Raw genomic sequence first — 16,872 nt, 5'->3', positions numbered from 1 at the left:
CTCAGGGGGAACCGTGCGCCACACCGCGCGCAACCAAGGACTGGGCTCGTGGACCGCGCGCCGCGCCCGCAGGAGTCCGGACCGCATCGCACTCGTCCACCAGGGTCCGGACGGCCGACCCGTCCGGCAGAGCTACGCCCGACTGCACGCCCGTACCCGCGCGATCGCAGCCGCCCTGCGCGAACGACACGGGGTGCGGCCCGGCGACCGTGTCGCGTACCTGGGCCCCAATCACCCGGCGTTCCTGGAGACGCTGTTCGCCACCGGCCGGCTGGGCGCGGTGTTCGTACCGCTGAACACCCGCCTGACCGCATCGGAGATCGCCTACCAACTCGCCGATTGCGGCGCGCGAGTGCTCGTGCACGCCCCCACCCACGGCGCGCTGGTGCAGGAACTGCCCACCGCACCGGGCTCGCCGACGTTGCTGCCGCTCGCCCGACTGGCGGCGACGGATTCGCCGCCGAGCGCCATGGACACCGAACTCGACGACGCGCCGGGCACGTTGGACGACCCGTGCATGATCATGTACACCTCGGGCACCACGGGCCGACCCAAGGGGGCCGTGCTCACCCACGGCAACATCACCTGGAACAGCTTCAACGTGCTGATCGATCAGGATCTGGCCGCGGACGAGGTCGCGTTGGTGTCCGCGCCGCTGTTCCACACCGCCGCGCTGAACATGCTCGCGCTGCCCGTGCTGCTCAAGGGAGGCACCTGTGTGCTCGCCGAACGCTTCGACGTGGACGCCACGTTCGACGCGATCGCCCGGCACCGGGTGACCGTGATGTTCGGCGTGCCCGCGATGTTCCGGCAACTGGCCGACGCGCCGCGCTGGGTGGACGCGGATCTGTCCTCGCTGCGGTTGCTCAACTGCGGTGGCGCACCCGTGCCCCCGGCGCTCATCACCGCCTACCAACGGCGCGGCCTGAACTTCTGCCAGGGCTACGGCATGACCGAGGCCGCGCCCGGAACCCTGTTCCTGGCCGCCGAACACGCCGTCGACAAGGCCGGATCCGCCGGTGTCCCGCACTTCTTCACCGATGTGCGCGTCGTGCGCCCGGACCTGACCGAGACCGCCCCCGGCGACGTCGGCGAGGTCGTGGTGCGCGGCCCCAACGTGATGCCCGGCTACTGGGGCCTGCCGCGCGAGAGCGCCGACGCGTTCACCGACGGCTGGTTGCGCACCGGTGACGCCGCCCGTACCGACGAGGACGGCCACGTCACCATCGTCGACCGGATCAAGGACATGATCATCTCGGGTGGCGAGAACGTCTACCCCGCCGAGGTGGAGAACGCCATCGCCGGCCACCCGGACGTCGCCGAGTGCGCCGTCTACGGTGTCCCCGACGCACGCTGGGGCGAAGTCCCCCACGCAACAGTGGTGTTGAGGCCGGGCACGACTATCGGTGGGGACGACATCCTGCGCTTTCTCGACGGCCGACTGGCCCGGTACAAGCTGCCCAAGGCCGTCCACGTACTCCCCGTGTTGCCTCGCAACGCCGCCGGCAAGGTGCTCAAGGCCGAGTTGCGCGGCGGGGGCGACTTTGCGGCGGACCGCTGAAGCGCCCGATCTTCCGGCGCGGTTCGCCGGGCCTGCACCGCCGGTTCGCGCTCTCGCGCCGGCACCTTCTCCCGATCCGCACTCCGGCTTTCGCCGGGTTCCCGACAACCGATGGAGCAATCCGTGACTCTGACCGTGCACTTCGACGAACTCGCCACCCTGGCAGGCAAGGATCTGGGCGCCAGTGCCTGGATCGACGTCACGCAGGAACGCATCGACACGTTCGCCGACGCCACCGACGACCACCAATGGATCCACGTGGACGTCGCCCGTGCCGCGGCCGGGCCGTTCGGCGGTCCCATCGCGCACGGCTATCTCACGCTGGCGCTGTTCATCCCGGCCTTCGGCGAACTGTTGGAGGTCGAGGGCGTCACCACCAAGGTCAACTACGGCCTCGACAAGGTGCGCTTCCCCGCCCCCGTTCCCGCCGGCGCCCGGATCCGGCTGACCGCCCGGGTCGCCGACGTCGAGGCCGTGGCCGGCGACGGCGTACAGATCACGGTGGACGGAACCATCGAGATCGACGGGGGCACGAAGCCGGCCTGCGCCCTGCGGAGCATTTCGCGCTTCTATCGCTGATCCCGTGGGCTCGCGTCGCACCCGGGGGCGGCGGGCCGAACGGCTCCTGGCCGCGGGCGTACCCGAGGATCAGGTGGAGTCGGTGCACGGGCCGATCGGCCTCGAGTTGGGCGCCCGCACCCCGGTCGAGACGACACTGGCGGTGTGCGCGGAGATCCTCGCGGTCCTCGACGGGCGCACCGGCAGGTCGCTGAGCGAGGCGACCGGGCCGATCAACGCCTGAGCGGCACGAGCGGGCGCTCACGGCACGCGGCTGCCCGGGCTTTCGGTGGGGGCGTTCGTGCCCGCGACGCGCTCGGCCGGTGCCGCCACGGGTACGAACGGCCGACGGTTCGGGCACGGCGGAAGTAGCCGCGGGCCGGTCGGCCGGCGCGTGTGGGTGGCGGGTGGTGGCTGCTCGGGGGTGAGCCGCGGAGCCCGGAACCGCGCTGACATCGGTGGGGCGCCGGTCCCGGGGCGGGTCAGGGGTGGCGGGGTGGGGCCGTGCTGGTGCGGATCACCAGTTCCGGGTGGAGCAGGTGGCGGGCGGCCTTGGTGCGTTCGCCGCGCAGGCGTTGCAGGAGGGTCTCGGTGGCCAGCCGGCCCATCTCCTCCCGCGGCTGGTTGATCGTGGTCAGGCCGATGTGTCGCAAGCCGGCGAGGTGGGTGTTGTCGTAGCCGACCACCGAGACGTCCTGGGGCACCCGCACGCCGGACGCGGACAGTTCGCCGATGATGCCCACCGCGTTGAAGTCGTTGGCGGCGACGATGGCGGTGGGCAGGGTGTCGCCCTCCAGCAGGGCCCGCGCGGCCCGGGCGCCGCCTGTGTCGGTGTATTCGCTCGGCACGACGCACAGGTGGCGGTGCAACGCCAGGCGCTCCATGGCCTGTTCGTAGCCGCGGCGGCGGACCGCGGCCTGCGACCCGGCGCCGCCGTCCACGTGCACGATGTCGCGATGGCCGAGCGCGGCCAGGTGTTCGACGGCCAGGGCCGATCCGGTGGCACCGTCGTCGTTGACGGTGTCCACCCGGGCGGACCGGACGCTCCGGGCCACCAGCACGGTGGGCACCTGGGCGCCGGCGTCCTCGATCGCGGCGGTCTCCACGACCGGGCCGAGCAGGACCAGCCCGGCGGGGTGGAATTGCAGCAGGCGTTCCAGGCTGCGGCGTTCGTGCGCGGGGCGGCGTCCGCCGGTGCCCAGGATGATGTCCATGCCGCAGGCGTGCGCCGCGGCCTCGACGCCGTCGACCACCTCGGCGAAGTACGGGTTGTGCAGATCCGAGATCATCACGCCCAGCGTGCTGCTGCTGCCGGTGGCCAGGGTGCGGGCGTTGAGGTTGGGGCGGTAGCCCAACTCGCGGGCGGCGGCCAGGACGGCCTGCCGGCGGGCCTCGCTGACCTTGGGCGAGTCGCGCATCACCAGCGACACGAGCGAGCGGGAAACCCCGGCGCGGGCGGCGACGTCCTCGAGGGTGGGACCGGACACTGATGCTCACCTTTCTCCCGATGCGGAGCCGTCGGTCGGATCGTTCGACACCGCGATGATCGGTGCAACGCCGGCCCTGGGGTTCGACGTTCGCCGATTCGAGGCGTACGACGACCCGGTGGATCCGCGACCCGCACCTCCGCGACCCCACCCCACGCGCTGCCGCACCTCGGCGACCCCGCGCGACCGGGCCGTCGGCGACCCCACGACCCGACGACCGACAGCCGTGGCATCGAGGTTACACGGATGGAGCGCTCCAATGAATGGAGCGCTCCACAAGGGTGCGGCACCGGTGCGGCCCAGGCGGCGCACACCGCTCGGCCATGTGGCTGTATTGCCCATCGATTCACGGGTTTCAGCGGCGTTAAGCGAACGTTACGAGTGACTCTTGACACGCTCGGACGACGGGTATCAGTCTTGGGGCGTTCTCGGATTGGAGCGCTCCAAAAGTGGAGCGCTCCAATCCGAAGGCTCGAGGAATCCCGCTCGTCGAACGGGTCGGCCGCCGGTCGGCCGCCGACAACCGACCGGGCAGCCCACTCTCGGCCGGCTGCCCACCGTCCATAGTCCACGGGAGAAATGAATCTGATGCGTATCGGAGTCGCAGGCGTGGGGCGGATCGGCGCGATGCACGCGCGGAACCTCACGAGCCTGGAGACGGTCGACAAGCTCGTCCTGTTCGACCCGCAACCGGGTCGCGCGGACGCCCTCGCCCGGGAACTCGGCGCCGAGGCGGTCGCCGACCTGGAAACCCTGCTCGCCGAGGTCGACGGGGTCGTGGTGGCGACCCCCACCGACACCCACCCGCAGATGTTGCGGCGGACCGTGGCCGCCGGCGTCCCGACCCTGTGCGAGAAGCCGATCGCCTCGGACATCGCCGCGATGATCGCCCTGATCGCCGACGTGGAGGCGAGCGGGGTGCCGGTCCTGGTCGGCTTCCAGCGCCGCTTCGACCCGGCCGTGGTGGAGTTGAAGCGCCGGCTCGACGCGGGCGAGACCGGTACGCCCTACCTGGTCCGCGCGGTCGGCCAGGACGCCGCGCCACCCGACTTCGGCTACCTGCCCGCGTCCGGCGGGATCTTCCGCGACCTGCTCATCCACGATCTGGACGCCGTGCCGTGGTTGCTCGGCGAACCGGTCGTCGAGGTGTTCGCCAGCGGCTCGGTCCTGGTGGACGAGGCGTTCGCGAAGGCCGACGACGTGGACAACGCGGTCGTGGTGCTGCGCTTCGCGAGTGGCGCGCACGCGGTGCTCACCGGCGGTCGGCACGACCCGGCGGGCTACGACCATCGGATCGAGGTGCTGGGTTCGGCCCAGTCGCTCGCGGTGGGTCTGGACCCCCGGACGCCGGTGACCTCGCTCGAGCCGGACGGCCCGCGGGCCGGTCCGGACGCCTACCCCGGCTTCCCCGAGCGCTTCGCCCTCGCGTACGGCAACGAGATGCGGGTGTTCGTCGAGGTGGTCGCAGGCCGGATGGCCAACCCGTCCCCGATCGGCGACTCGCTGGGCAGCCTGGTGCTCGCCGACGCGTGCGAGCGGTCCCGGCGCACGGGCCGGCCGATCGACCCGGCCGCCGTACTGGCCGCCGCGAGCGCGGATCCCGTCGCACCGATCGGCTCGGAGGTGGCGTGATGACCAACCCGACCACGCCGTCCGCCGCGACCGCCGCGAACACCTCGTCCGCCCCCGCCTCGCACGATGCGCGGCTCGCCGGTGCGCCGATCACCTGGGGGGTGTGCGAGGTGCCCGGCTGGGGCCCGATGTTGCCCGTGGACACCGTGCTCGGCGAGATGGCCGCCCTCGGCCTGACCGCCACCGAACTCGGCCCACCCGGCTACCTCCCGGACGACCCCTCGGTACTCAAGGGTGTCCTGGAAGGCCACAGCCTCACCCTGGTCGGCTCGTTCGCCGCACTCGTGCTGCACGACCGGGACCGCGTCGCCGAGTCGACGGCGAGCGCCGAGCGTACGGCCGAGTTGATCGCCGCCGCCGGTGGCGAGGTGCTCGTGCTCGCGGCGGCCACCGGGCTGGACGGCTACGACACCCGGCCCGAGTTGTCCGACGCGCAGTGGCGGTGCCTGATCGACACGGCCGCCCACGTCGCGCGGATCGCCGGGGCGTACGGCCTGCGCGCGACGCTGCATCCGCACGTCGGCACGCACGTGGAGACCGCCGCGGAGGTCGAGCGTTTCCTGCGGGACAGCGAACTGCCGCTGTGCCTGGACACCGGTCACCTGCTGATCGGCGGGACCGACCCGCTCGACCTGGTCCATCGGCACCCCGAACGCATCGGGCACGTGCACCTCAAGGACGTGCACGAGGACACCGCCGCGCTGGTGCGATCCGGCGCGCTGACCTACGCCGACGCCGTCGGGCGGGGCCTGTACCGCCCGCTCGGCGAGGGCGACGTCCCGGTCGCCGAGATCGTCGCGTCGCTGCGGACGGCCGGGTATCGCGGCTGGTACGTGCTGGAGCAGGACACCCGGCTGACGGACGATCCGGCCGACGCCGACCTGCCGCGCCACGACACCGCGCGCGGCCTGGCCCACCTGCGCGGCAACTGACGCCGCCGGTCGCCCCCCACACGTCGCGCGAGGCCGGCGGGTCGTCGCTCCCTTGCCGACCGCCCGGCTGGGTACGACATCCCCAGCGAACCGCCGCCCGCGCCCCTACCGCAGCAGCCCTCCACCCGCCGCATCCACCGCACCGGTCCACCCGCCGAACCGACCCGTACCGATCCCGGACCGACTCCCGACGCGACCCGTTCGTCCCGACCGCCCACCGTCTTGACGAGGAGTAATCGATGCCCCGACGTTCTCTCGGATTCGCCGCCGCCCTGGGCGTTTCCGCGCTCGTCCTCGCCGCGTGCAGCAGCCCGTCCGGCAGCGACCCGGATACCAAGAAGACTCCCGACGGCGCCCCGACCGCCGCGGCCAAGGGCAACAACACCGTGGCCGTGATCACCCACGGCTCGGCGGGGGACGCGTTCTGGAGCGTCGTCCAGAACGGCGCCCAGGACGCGGGCAAGAAGCTGGGCGTGGACGTCCAGTACCAGGGCAACGGCGACCCGGCCGGTCAGGCCCGGTTGATCGACAACGCGGTCACCCAGGGGGTGGGCGGCATCGTGGTCTCGATGGCCAACCCGGACGCGCTGGCCAATTCGATCAAGGCGGCCACCGCCAAGGGCATCCCGGTGATCACCATCAACTCGGGGCAGGCCAAATCCACCGAGTTCGGCGCGATCGCGCACGTCGGCCAGGACGAGTCGATCGCCGGTGAGGCGGCCGGTGCCAAGCTCAAGCAGGCCGGCCGGACGAAGATGTTGTGCGTCATCCACGAGGCGGGCAACATCGGCCTGAACCAGAGATGCGACGGCGCCAAGGCCGGCTTCGGCGGTGCGACGCAGACCCTCCAGGTGGACATCGGCAACCCCACCGACATCCAGGCCCGCATTCGCGGCGCGCTCCAGTCGGACTCCTCGATCGACGCCGTGCTCGCGCTCAACCCACAGGTGGCCGCGGTCGCGGTGGGTGCCGTGGGCGACGCGAACTCCAAGGCGCAGATCGCCACCTTCGACCTCAACCCGGACGTGGTCACCGGGATCAAGGACGGCAAGATCGTCTTCGCGGTGGACCAGCAGCAGTACCTCCAGGGCTACCTGCCGGTGACGATGATCAAGCTCTACCGGGACAACGCCAACACCGTCGGCGGCGGCAAGCCCGTACTGACCGGTCCCGGATTCGTCGACAAGAACAACGTCGGCGCGGTGGCCGAGTACGCGCAGCGGGGGACCAGATGACGATGAGTCCCTCGACACCCTCGACGCCGTCCGAGGCGGCGGGCCCCGCGCCCGGCGCACCCGGCAGCGCACCCGGCGCCGTGCCGCCCACCGCGTCCGGCAAGGACGAACGGGTCGCGCCGGCCACCCTCGTACACCGACTGCTGGTCCGGCCCGAGCTGGGCTCGCTGATCGGCGCCGTGCTGGTGACGTGCTTCTTCTCGATCGTCGCGGACGGGTTCTTCACCGCGTCCGGGGCGGCGACCTGGCTGGACGACTCGGCCACGCTGGGCATCATGGCGGTGGCCGTGGCGCTGCTGATGATCGGCGGCGAGTTCGACCTGTCGGCCGGCGTGATGACCGCCTCGACCGCGCTCATCACGGCGATGCTGGCGACCCGGGCGGGCTGGTCGGTGTGGCCCGCGCTCGCGGTGTCCCTGGTGTTCGCGCTCGCGGTCGGCGCGCTCAACGGCTGGCTCGTGGTGCGGACCGGACTGCCCAGCTTCATCATCACGCTGGGCACGTTCCTGGCCCTGCAGGGCCTCAACCTCGGCGTCACCCGGCACGTGACCAACAGCGTCCAGGTCAGCGGGATGCGCTCCACCGACGGCTACGAGTCGGCCGGGCGGTTCTTCGCCTCGACGATGGCCGTCGCCGGCACCGAGATCCAGGTCTCGGTGTTGTGGTGGCTGCTGCTGGCGGCGCTGGCGACCTGGGTGCTCGCGCGGACCCGGTTCGGCAACTGGATCTACTCCGTCGGCGGCGCTCCGGTCAGCGCGCGCAACGTCGGCGTCCCGGTCGACCGCACCAAGATCGTGCTGTTCATGACGACCGCGGGCGCCGCCTGGCTGGTCGGCTCGATCAACATCCTGCGCTACACCTCGGTCCAGGCCAATCAGGGCATCGGCCTGGAGTTCCAGTACATCATCGCCGCGGTGATCGGCGGTTGCCTGCTCACCGGCGGCTACGGGTCGGCGATCGGCGCGGCGGTGGGTGCGCTGATCTTCGGCATGGCCCGCCAGGGCATCGTCTACGCGAAGTGGAACAGCGACTGGTTCCAGCTCTTCCTGGGCGTGATGTTGCTGGCGGCCGTCCTGGTCAACAACTCCTTCCGGCGCCGCGCGGAGAGGTCCCGTCGATGACGAATCCGGAATCCGGCCGGACGGCCGAAGAGCAGACCACCGTCGAGAGCGCCGCGGCACAGGAGCCGGGCGCGACCGGGGCCGCCGTCGAGGCGGCGGGCGCCACACGGGCCGATGCGAGCACCCGGGCCGCCGGCGCGCACCTGCTCGAACTGCGCGGTGTCGGCAAGCGGTTCGGCAGTGTGATCGCGCTCGACGGGGTCTCCACCACGGTCGACGCCGGCGAAGTGACCTGCGTCCTGGGCGACAACGGCGCGGGCAAGTCGACCTTCATCAAGATCCTGGCCGGCGTGCACGCGAACGACAGCGGCGAATACCTCGTGGAGGGCGCGCCGGTCCGGTTCTCCTCGCCGCGGCAGGCGCTCGATCGGGGCATCGCCACGGTCTACCAGGACCTGGCCGTGGTGCCGCTGATGAGCGTGTGGCGCAACTTCTTCCTCGGCTCGGAACCGCGCAAGGGACGCGGTCCCTTCTCCCGGCTCGACATCGCACAGGCCCGAAGCACCGCCCGTCGCGCGCTGCTGGACATGGGCATCGACCTGCGGGACGTCGAACAGCCGGTGGGTACACTCTCCGGCGGCGAGCGCCAGTGCGTGGCCATCGCGCGGGCCGTGCACTTCGGCGCGAAGGTGCTGATCCTCGACGAGCCGACCGCCGCGCTCGGCGTCAAGCAGGCCGGCGTGGTGCTGCGCTACATCGCCCGGGCCCGCGACCGGGGTCTGGGCGTCGTGTTCATCACGCACAACCCGCACCACGCCTACCCGGTGGGAGACCGCTTCCTGCTGCTCAATCGGGGGCGCAGCCAGGGTTGTTTCGGCAAGGACGAGATCACCCTGGCCGAACTCACCCGACAGATGGCGGGTGGTGCGGAACTGGAGGCGCTCGCACACGAGTTGGGCGCGGGAGCGAAGACATGACGGCGCCCGAGCGAGTCCCCGCGTCCGCTCCCGCGGCCGGCGCCGGCATCGAGGTCCTCACCGTCGGGCGGGTGGGCGTGGACCTGTATCCGCAGCAGAGCGGCGTCCCGCTCGACCGCGTCGAGAGCTTCGCCAGATCGCTCGGCGGCACCGCCACCAACGTGGCGGTCGCCGCCGCCCGGCTCGGCCGCCGCTCCGCGGTACTGACCAAGGTCGGCCCGGACCCCTTCGGCACGTTCGTGCGCACCGCGCTGGCCGACTTCGGCGTCGACCCCGCGTGGGTGGCCACGCACGAACGGCTGCTCACCCCGGTGGTCTTCTGCGCGCTCGACCCGCCCGAGGACCCGCCGCTGTTGTTCTACCGACTCCCGGTAGCCCCGGACCTCACGCTCACCGACGAGGACGTGCCGTGGGACCTGGTCCGCGACGTGCCGGTGTTGTGGGTGACCGGCACCGGCGTGAGCACCGAGCCCTCGCGCGGCACCCACCGCCGGATGCTCGCCGTGCGCGGCAGGCGCACACACACCGTGCTCGACCTCGACTATCGGCCGATGTTCTGGCCGGATCGGGAGACCGCCGCCCGCCGGATCGGCGAACTCGTCGACGAGGCCACGGTGGTGGTGGGCAATCGCACCGAGGTGGAGGTCGCGGTGGGCACCGCCGACCCGGACGAGGCGGCCCGGCGGCTGCTCGACCGGGGCGTACGCCTGGTGCTGGTCAAGAAGGGCGCCGACGGCGTGCTGGTGGCCACCCCCGACGGCAGCGCCACGGTCACCCCGCGCCGGGTCGAGGTGGTGTGCGGACTCGGCGCCGGCGACGCCTTCGGCGGGGCCCTGGTGCACGGCCTGCTCGCCGGCTGGGAGCCGACCCGGATCGCCGAGTACGCCAACGCCGCCGGGGCGCTGGTCGCCGGCCGGCTCGCGTGCGCCGACGCGATGCCCACCGACGCGGAAATCGAGAAACTCGTGAACCACCCGATGCTGGAGACCCGAACGTGATCAGCGACCGCGACTGGACCAACCTGCTGGCGACCCGGGCGAATCGCCCCGACGCGGTGTTCGCCGCGTACGCCGAGCGCCGGCGCCGACCGCGACTGCTCTCCGCGCGGGGCACGCTCTTCCTGGTCGCCGCCGACCACCCCGGGCGCGGCTCGCTCGGGGTGGGCGCCGATCCGCTCGCCATGGCCGATCGGCGCGACCTGCTCGGCAGGCTGGTCGACGCGCTCGAACACCCCGACGTGGACGGCGTCCTGGGCACCCCCGACGTGATCGAGGAACTGCTGCTGCTGGGCGCGCTCGAGGACAAGGTGGTGATCGGCTCGATGAACCGGGGCGGGCTGGCCGGCGCCTCCTGGGAGATCGACGACCGCTTCACCGGCTACGACGCGGACGCCATCCGCCGCCATCGGCTCGACGGCGGCAAGATGTTGCTGCGCATCGTGGACCAGGACGCCGGCACGGTACCCACACTGGAGGGCTGCGCCCGGGCGGTGAGCGAACTGGCCGAGCACGGCATCCGCGCGATGGTCGAGCCGCTGCCGTACCGGCGCGACGCCTCCGGGCGACTGATCCTCGATCGGGGCACCGCCGCCAACATCCGCGCGGTCACCGTCGCCTCGGCACTGGGCACCACGTCCGCCTACACCTGGCTCAAGCTGCCCGCGACCGAGGAACCGGACAAGGTGGCCGGCGCGACCACCCTGCCCACCGTGGTGCTGGGCGGCGTGCCGTCCGCCGACCCGCAGGCCGACCTGTCCTCGTGGGGGCGCGCGCTGGCCCAACCGGCCGTGCGCGGCCTGGTGGTCGGTCGCGCGCTGCTCTACCCGCCCGACGGCGACGTGCGCGGAGCGGTGGACGCCGCCGCGCGGGTGTTGCGCGCGGCGAATCCGCGCGCGGTGGAGGTGATCGCGTGAACGACCCGACCCTGTTCCACCCCTGGGGCACCGCCGGCGCCGGCGACGACCCGTTGCTGATCACCCCCGAACTCGCCGGATGGCGCTACAGCGGTCTGCGGGTGGTGCACCTGCCGCCGGGCGGCGAGCGGGTCCTGGCGACCGGGGAGCACGAGGTCGCGGTGATCCCGCTGGCCGGGTCCGTGACCGTGCAGACCGAGGGTCGGCGGTTCGAACTGGCGGGACGCGAAAGCGTGTTCACCGCCGTGTCGGACTTCGCGTACGTGCCGCGCGACGCCGAACTGCGGCTGTCCGGCACGCACGGCTGCCAACTCGCACTCGCCTCGGCGCGGGCGACCCGGCGACTGGATCCGGCGTACGGCCCGGCGGCCGGCGTGCCGGTCGAGGTGCGCGGCACCGGGCGCGCGACCCGACAGGCGAACAACCTGATGACCCCCGACGTGTTCGAGGCGGACAAACTGATCGTCTGCGAGATCCTCACCCCGGACGGCAACTGGTCCTCCCATCCGCCGCACAAGCACGACACCGCGAGCGCGCACGAGAGCGTCAACGAGGAGATCTACTTCTTCCGGGTGGCCGGGCGGGACGGGCGCACACCCGACCGCACCGGCTTCGGTCTGCACCGCACCTACACCACCGACGGCACGATCGACGAGACGGTGACCGTGCGCGACGGCGACGTCTTCCTGGTCCCACGCGGCTACCACGGCCCGTGCGTGGCCACCCCCGGGCACCACCTCTACTACCTCAACGTGATGGCCGGTCCGGCCGACGAGCGCGCGATGCTCGCCTGCGACGATCCCGCCCACCACTGGATGCGCGAGAGTTGGGCCGAGGACGAGCCCGACCCCCGCTGCCCGCTGACCCCGCCGCCCGCGCCGAACGGAGGAACCCGATGAGCCCGCCCACAACCGGCGCGACCGTACGGCTGACCACGGCCCAGGCCCTGGTGCGCTGGATGGTGGCGCAGGAGAGCGAACTCCTCGACGGCGACCGGGCGCGACTGTTCCCCGGCGTGTTCGCCATCTTCGGCCACGGCAACGTGCTCGGCCTGGGCGACGCGCTGCACGAGGCGGGCGAGCGCATGCCGGTCTGGCGCGGCCAGAACGAACAGGGCATGGCGCTGGCCGCGGTCGGGTACGCGCGGGCCACTCGGCGCCGCCAGGTGTTCACCGCGACCTCCTCGATCGGGCCGGGCGCGCTGAACATGGTCACCGCGGCGGGCGTCGCGCACGCCAATCGACTGCCGCTGCTCCTGCTGGTCGGCGACACGTTCGCGAGCCGCGCCCCCGATCCGGTGTTGCAACAGGTCGAGCACTTCCACGACCCGAGCACGACGGTCAACGACGCCTTCCGCGCGGTCAGTCGCTACTGGGACCGGATCACCCGCCCCGAACAGTTGATCGCCACCCTTCCGCAGGTGGCCCGGGTGCTGACCGACCCGGCCGACTGCGGGCCGGTCACCCTCGCACTGCCGCAGGACGTGCAGGCGCAGGCGTACGACTTCCCGCTGAGCCTGTTCGAGCCGCGCCTGCACCGGATCCCGCGGCCGCGCCCGGATCTGACCGAACTTCGGCACGCGGCGGACCTGTTGCGCGGCGCCGAACGTCCGCTGCTGGTGGTCGGCGGCGGCGTGCGCTACTCCGGCGCGGCGGCCGAGGTGTTGCGGCTGGCCCGGGCGCACGGTGTCCCGTTCGCCGAGACAGTCGCCGGGCGCACCCTGCTGCCGCACGAGGACCCGCTGCACGCCGGACCGTTGGGGGTGACCGGTTCGGCCTCGGCCAACGCGCTCGCCGCCGACGCCGACCTGATCCTGGCCGTCGGCACCCGTCTCCAGGATTTCACCACCGCGTCCTGGAGCGTCTTCGCCGCCGACGCACGCCTGGTCTCGATCAACGCGGCCCGGTTCGACGCGGTCAAGCGGCACGCCGCACCGGTGACCGGGGACGCCCGCGAGGCGTTGCGCGAACTCACCCCACTGCTGGGCGCATGGCGGGCGGACCCGGCGTGGACCGCCCGGGCCGAGCGCGAACGGCGGGCCTGGGACGCCACGATCGACCGGCTGCGGGCGCCCGCCGACCCGGCCGAGCCGCCGACGTACGCGCAGGTGGTCGGCGTGGTGAACACACTGGCCGGGGCCGACGACTACGTCCTCACCGCGGCCGGCGGGCTGCCCGGTGAACTGGTCGGCGGCTGGCGGGCCTCGGGGGAGGTCGGGGCGGCGACGATGGACGTCGAGTACGGATTCTCCTGCATGGGCTACGAGATCGCCGGGGCGTGGGGCGCGGCGATGGCCCGGCCGGCGGGCGTGGTCACCACGTTGCTCGGTGACGGCTCCTACCTGATGCTCAACTCGGAGCTGTACTCGGCGGTTCTGTCCGGGCACCGGTTCGTCGCGGTGGTCTGCGACAACGGCGGCTACGCGGTGATCGCCCGGTTGCAACAGGGCCAGGGCGCGGCGCCGTTCAACAACATGATCACCGATTGCCGGGGTCCGGGCGCCGCCGCGGACGTTCGGGTCGACTTCGCCGCGCACGCCGCGGCCCTGGGCGCCGAGGTGTTCACCGCCGACACCGTCGAGGAGTTGACGAAGGCGTACGCGGCGGCGCGGGCGGCGCGCCGGCCGGCCGTGGTGGTCGTCCGCACCCGGCCCGATCGCTGGACCGAGGCCGGCGCGTGGTGGGAGGTGGGTGTGCCGCAGGTGTCGGCGCGAGCGGAGGTGACCGCGGCGCGCGAGCGGATGGACCTGGCCCGGGCCGAGCGGGAACGCAAGGGCTGAGCACGTCGCGGGCCCGTGATCGGTGGTCGTCGACCGATCACGGGCCCGACGCGTCGGCCGGGCAGCGGGTGCCGGCGATCAGGCGGCGAGTGGCCGGCTGGGCAGCCCGGCGCCGGCCCTGGCCTGGGCGAACGAACGCAGCAGGCGGTCGTGGATGGCGCCGTTGGAGGCCACCAACTCCCCGTCGCCGGGCTTCCAGTCCTCGCCCTCGAACGTGGTGGCCCGACCACCCGCCTCACGCACCAGGATCGCGCCCGGGGCCCAGTCCCACGGCCCGCAGCGCTGCTCCCAGTACGCGTCGAGGCGGCTCGCCGCCACCCAGGACAGATCGATGCCGGCGCAGCCCAGGCGACGCACGTCGCGGGTGTCGTTGACCACCGACAGGAACTCGGCCAGGTTGTTGTCCGGGTCGGTGGCCCGGGACGGCGGGAAGCCGGTGGCGATCACGCTGCGACCCAGCGTGCGGGTGTCCGACACGTGCAACCGCTTGCGTCCCTCGTACGCGCCGCGGCCGGCCTCGGCCCAGTAGGTGCGACGCCGGGTCGCGTCGGCGACCACCCCGAGCGCGAGCCGCTCGCCGTCCCAGAACGCGATGGCGCACGCGTAATGCGGCAGTCCGTGGGCGAAGTTGGTGGTGCCGTCGAGCGGGTCCACGAACCAGGTGGGTCGGCGCAGGTCCAACTCGGCCAACCCGCCGCCCTCTTCGCCGACCACCGCGTCCTGCGGGTAGTGGCTGCTCAGCCAGGCCCGGACCAGTTTCTCCACCCGCACGTCGGTCGCGGTGACCAGGTCCGCGGCGGAGGACTTGAGCCGGATCCGCCGAGGCCGCCCGACACGGCGGATGATCTGGGCGGCTTCGCGGGCGATCCGCAGGGCCGCGAGCGTACGGGGAAGGGGGAAGACCACGATTGTCGCTCCTTGCCTACGACGGTCGATGAGACCGATGCCCGATCGACCGGGGCCGTGGACCGGCCCGCGCGATCGGCCCGCGACCCTCGCCCCACGCGAAGGTCGTCCCTGCATCGGGTCGCCGTCGTGCAATAGATTGCCCCTGCATTATGTCGAGGCCCGCCACCGTCCACCACCAGGTTGGCCGCCCGCCCGGGCACGCGTCACGACGCCGGTCCGGTGGTCGGGAACCGGCGCCGCGCGATGGCGGGTCGGCCCATGACGGGCCGGTAGTGGCGGAAGTCGACCCCCAGGCGCGAGGGCGCCGACATCGGTGTGCAGCACCGCGCCGTCGGCGGTGGGCAGGAAGGCCGGACCCTCCGCCTCGGTGCACGAGGGCAGGTCACGGTCGAGCAGGTCGGCGACGGCGCCGGTGTCCGGGTCGATCCGGTGGATGGTTCGTGGTCGTCGTCGGCCGCCGGGGTGGGAGGGCATTCGCCACTCGGAGGGCGGAGTTCGCGGCGACGAAACGTGTGGTTGCGGTCACTGTCGGTGGGATGTGCGGGGTGGTTGGGCCGGTTGTGGTTGACATGGGGATGTGTGGGTCATATTCCGGAGGTAGTACCCGCACGGCCGCAAGGCACGAGAGCCCGGTGGCGGTCCCGTGGGTCGGGGGCGGTCGCGGCGTTCGGGGTGCCGGGGCGTGGGAGCGGGGTGAGCCACCGGAGCGCTCGACGTTCTAGGAGCGTCTTCATGGCACGTCCGGTCGGTATCGATCTCGGCACGACGAATTCGGTGGTCGCGGTTCTGGAGGCCGGTGAACCCACCGTGATCGCGAACGCGGAAGGAGCGCGGACGACGCCGTCGGTGGTGGCGTTCGCGAAGAACGGCGAGGTGCTGGTCGGTGAGGTGGCCAAGCGCCAGGCGGTGACCAACGTCGAACGCACCGCGCGCTCGGTGAAGCGGCACATGGGCGACAACACGTGGCACTTTCCCGACGTCGGCGACATCGACGGCAAGCGCTACACGGCGCAGGAGATCTCGGCGCGGGTCCTGCAGAAACTCAAGCGCGACGCCGAGGCGTATCTGGGCGAGAAGGTCACCGACGCTGTCGTCACGGTGCCCGCGTACTTCGACGACGCGCAGCGCCAGGCGACCAAGGAGGCCGGGGAGATCGCCGGTCTGAACGTACTGCGCATCGTCAACGAGCCCACCGCGGCGGCGCTGGCGTACGGCTTGGACAAAGTGCGCGACCAGATGATCCTGGTGTTCGACCTGGGCGGCGGAACGTTCGACGTGTCGCTGTTGGAGATCGGCGAGGGCGTCGTGGAGGTCAAGGCGACGCACGGCGACACCCACCTGGGCGGCGACGACTGGGACCAGCGGGTGATGGATCACCTGGTCAAGCGGTTCAAGAACGCCCACGGGGTGGACCTGTCCAAGGACAAGATGGCCCTCCAGCGGCTGCGCGAGGCCGCGGAGAAGGCCAAGGTGGAGTTGTCCAGCGCGACGGAGACCTCGATCAACCTGCCCTACATCACGGCCTCGGCGGAGGGCCCGCTGCACCTGGACGAGAAGCTCACCCGCGCCCAGTTCCAGCAGTTGACGGTCGATCTCCTGGAGCGTTGTCGCGGGCCGTTCCACGCGGCGATCGAGGACGCCGGCATCTCGGTGGGCGAGGTCGACCAGGTGGTCCTGGTGGGTGGCTCGACCCGGATGCCGGCCGTCACCGAGTTGGTGCGCGAGCTGACCGACGGCAAGGAGCCGAACAAGGGCGTCAACCCGGACGAGGTCGTCGCCGTCGGCGCCGCGCTTCAGGCCGGTGTGCTCAAGGGTGAGGTCAAGGACGT

General features: G+C 72.3%; 15 protein-coding genes. 13 read left to right on the top strand and 2 right to left on the bottom strand.

What is annotated here, in order from left to right; translation table 11 throughout:
• Window positions 1–13 precede the first annotated feature (13 nt).
• The 3 genes from ACIRL2_RS44205 to ACIRL2_RS44195 all read left to right on the top strand — a co-directional run bounded on the left by ACIRL2_RS44205 (window position 14) and on the right by ACIRL2_RS44195 (window position 2,363).
• Complete coding sequence (locus tag ACIRL2_RS44205) at window positions 14–1,561, top strand: long-chain fatty acid--CoA ligase (RefSeq protein ID WP_395873201.1); 1,548 nt, start codon at window positions 14–16, stop codon at window positions 1,559–1,561.
• A gap of 123 nt (window positions 1,562–1,684) precedes the next feature.
• Window positions 1,685–2,140, top strand: coding sequence for a MaoC family dehydratase (locus tag ACIRL2_RS44200; protein ID WP_395873202.1), 456 nt, complete (start codon window positions 1,685–1,687; stop codon window positions 2,138–2,140).
• Window positions 2,141–2,144: 4 nt separating this feature from the next.
• Window positions 2,145–2,363 (top strand): XdhC family protein, encoded by a 219-nt coding sequence (locus ACIRL2_RS44195; protein WP_395873203.1) that lies wholly within the window; start codon window positions 2,145–2,147, stop codon window positions 2,361–2,363.
• A gap of 238 nt (window positions 2,364–2,601) precedes the next feature.
• On the opposite strand, the gene ACIRL2_RS44190 is transcribed toward ACIRL2_RS44195, so the two are convergent.
• Entirely contained in the window at window positions 2,602–3,606 is a 1,005-nt protein-coding gene (locus ACIRL2_RS44190) for a LacI family DNA-binding transcriptional regulator (RefSeq protein ID WP_395873204.1), read from the bottom strand.
• 588 nt (window positions 3,607–4,194) lie between these two features.
• Between ACIRL2_RS44190 and ACIRL2_RS44185 the strand changes: the two genes are divergently transcribed.
• From ACIRL2_RS44185 to iolD, 9 genes are all read left to right on the top strand, one after another.
• On the top strand, window positions 4,195–5,238 hold the full coding sequence (locus tag ACIRL2_RS44185) for a Gfo/Idh/MocA family oxidoreductase (RefSeq protein WP_395873205.1): 1,044 nt from the start codon (window positions 4,195–4,197) through the stop codon (window positions 5,236–5,238).
• Window positions 5,238–6,170: a TIM barrel protein gene (locus ACIRL2_RS44180; protein WP_395873206.1), complete on the top strand. Its 933-nt coding sequence runs from the start codon at window positions 5,238–5,240 to the stop codon at window positions 6,168–6,170. The genes ACIRL2_RS44185 and ACIRL2_RS44180 overlap by 1 nt, the downstream gene beginning before the upstream one ends.
• Window positions 6,171–6,409: 239 nt before the next feature.
• Entirely contained in the window at window positions 6,410–7,405 is a 996-nt protein-coding gene (locus ACIRL2_RS44175) for a sugar ABC transporter substrate-binding protein (protein WP_395873207.1), read from the top strand.
• On the top strand, window positions 7,402–8,526 hold the full coding sequence (locus ACIRL2_RS44170) for an ABC transporter permease (RefSeq protein ID WP_402240313.1): 1,125 nt from the start codon (window positions 7,402–7,404) through the stop codon (window positions 8,524–8,526). The genes ACIRL2_RS44175 and ACIRL2_RS44170 overlap by 4 nt, the downstream gene beginning before the upstream one ends.
• Window positions 8,523–9,443 carry an ATP-binding cassette domain-containing protein gene (locus tag ACIRL2_RS44165; RefSeq protein WP_395873209.1) on the top strand — a complete coding sequence of 307 codons (921 nt, stop codon included), beginning with the start codon at window positions 8,523–8,525 and terminating at the stop codon, window positions 9,441–9,443. The genes ACIRL2_RS44170 and ACIRL2_RS44165 overlap by 4 nt, the downstream gene beginning before the upstream one ends.
• Window positions 9,440–10,441 carry a 5-dehydro-2-deoxygluconokinase gene (gene iolC, locus ACIRL2_RS44160; RefSeq protein WP_395873210.1) on the top strand — a complete coding sequence of 334 codons (1,002 nt, stop codon included), beginning with the start codon at window positions 9,440–9,442 and terminating at the stop codon, window positions 10,439–10,441. The genes ACIRL2_RS44165 and iolC overlap by 4 nt, the downstream gene beginning before the upstream one ends.
• The gene (locus ACIRL2_RS44155; RefSeq protein WP_395873211.1) at window positions 10,438–11,355 is read left to right on the top strand and encodes an aldolase; all 918 of its coding nucleotides are present in this window, start codon (window positions 10,438–10,440) and stop codon (window positions 11,353–11,355) included. The genes iolC and ACIRL2_RS44155 overlap by 4 nt, the downstream gene beginning before the upstream one ends.
• Window positions 11,352–12,254 carry a 5-deoxy-glucuronate isomerase gene (iolB, locus tag ACIRL2_RS44150; protein ID WP_402240310.1) on the top strand — a complete coding sequence of 301 codons (903 nt, stop codon included), beginning with the start codon at window positions 11,352–11,354 and terminating at the stop codon, window positions 12,252–12,254. Before ACIRL2_RS44155 ends, iolB begins: the two co-directional genes overlap by 4 nt.
• A complete protein-coding gene (iolD, locus tag ACIRL2_RS44145; RefSeq protein ID WP_395873213.1) occupies window positions 12,251–14,134 on the top strand; it encodes a 3D-(3,5/4)-trihydroxycyclohexane-1,2-dione acylhydrolase (decyclizing) in 1,884 nt (627 codons plus the stop codon). Before iolB ends, iolD begins: the two co-directional genes overlap by 4 nt.
• 78 nt (window positions 14,135–14,212) lie before the next feature.
• Here the strand turns inward: iolD and ACIRL2_RS44140 are convergent, their stop codons facing one another.
• Window positions 14,213–15,040: an inositol monophosphatase family protein gene (locus tag ACIRL2_RS44140; RefSeq protein WP_395873214.1), complete on the bottom strand. Its 828-nt coding sequence runs from the start codon at window positions 15,038–15,040 to the stop codon at window positions 14,213–14,215.
• 735 nt (window positions 15,041–15,775) lie between these two features.
• On the opposite strand from ACIRL2_RS44140, the gene ACIRL2_RS44135 reads away from it, so the two are divergent.
• The coding region (locus ACIRL2_RS44135) for an Hsp70 family protein (protein WP_402240307.1) at window positions 15,776–16,872 on the top strand (1,097 nt) is incomplete at its 3' end.

It is taken from the genome of Embleya sp. NPDC127516, from assembly GCF_044765325.1.
In the GTDB taxonomy this organism is placed as follows: Bacteria; Actinomycetota; Actinomycetes; order Streptomycetales; family Streptomycetaceae; genus Embleya.
This window is presented reverse-complemented; position numbering and strand designations above follow the sequence as displayed.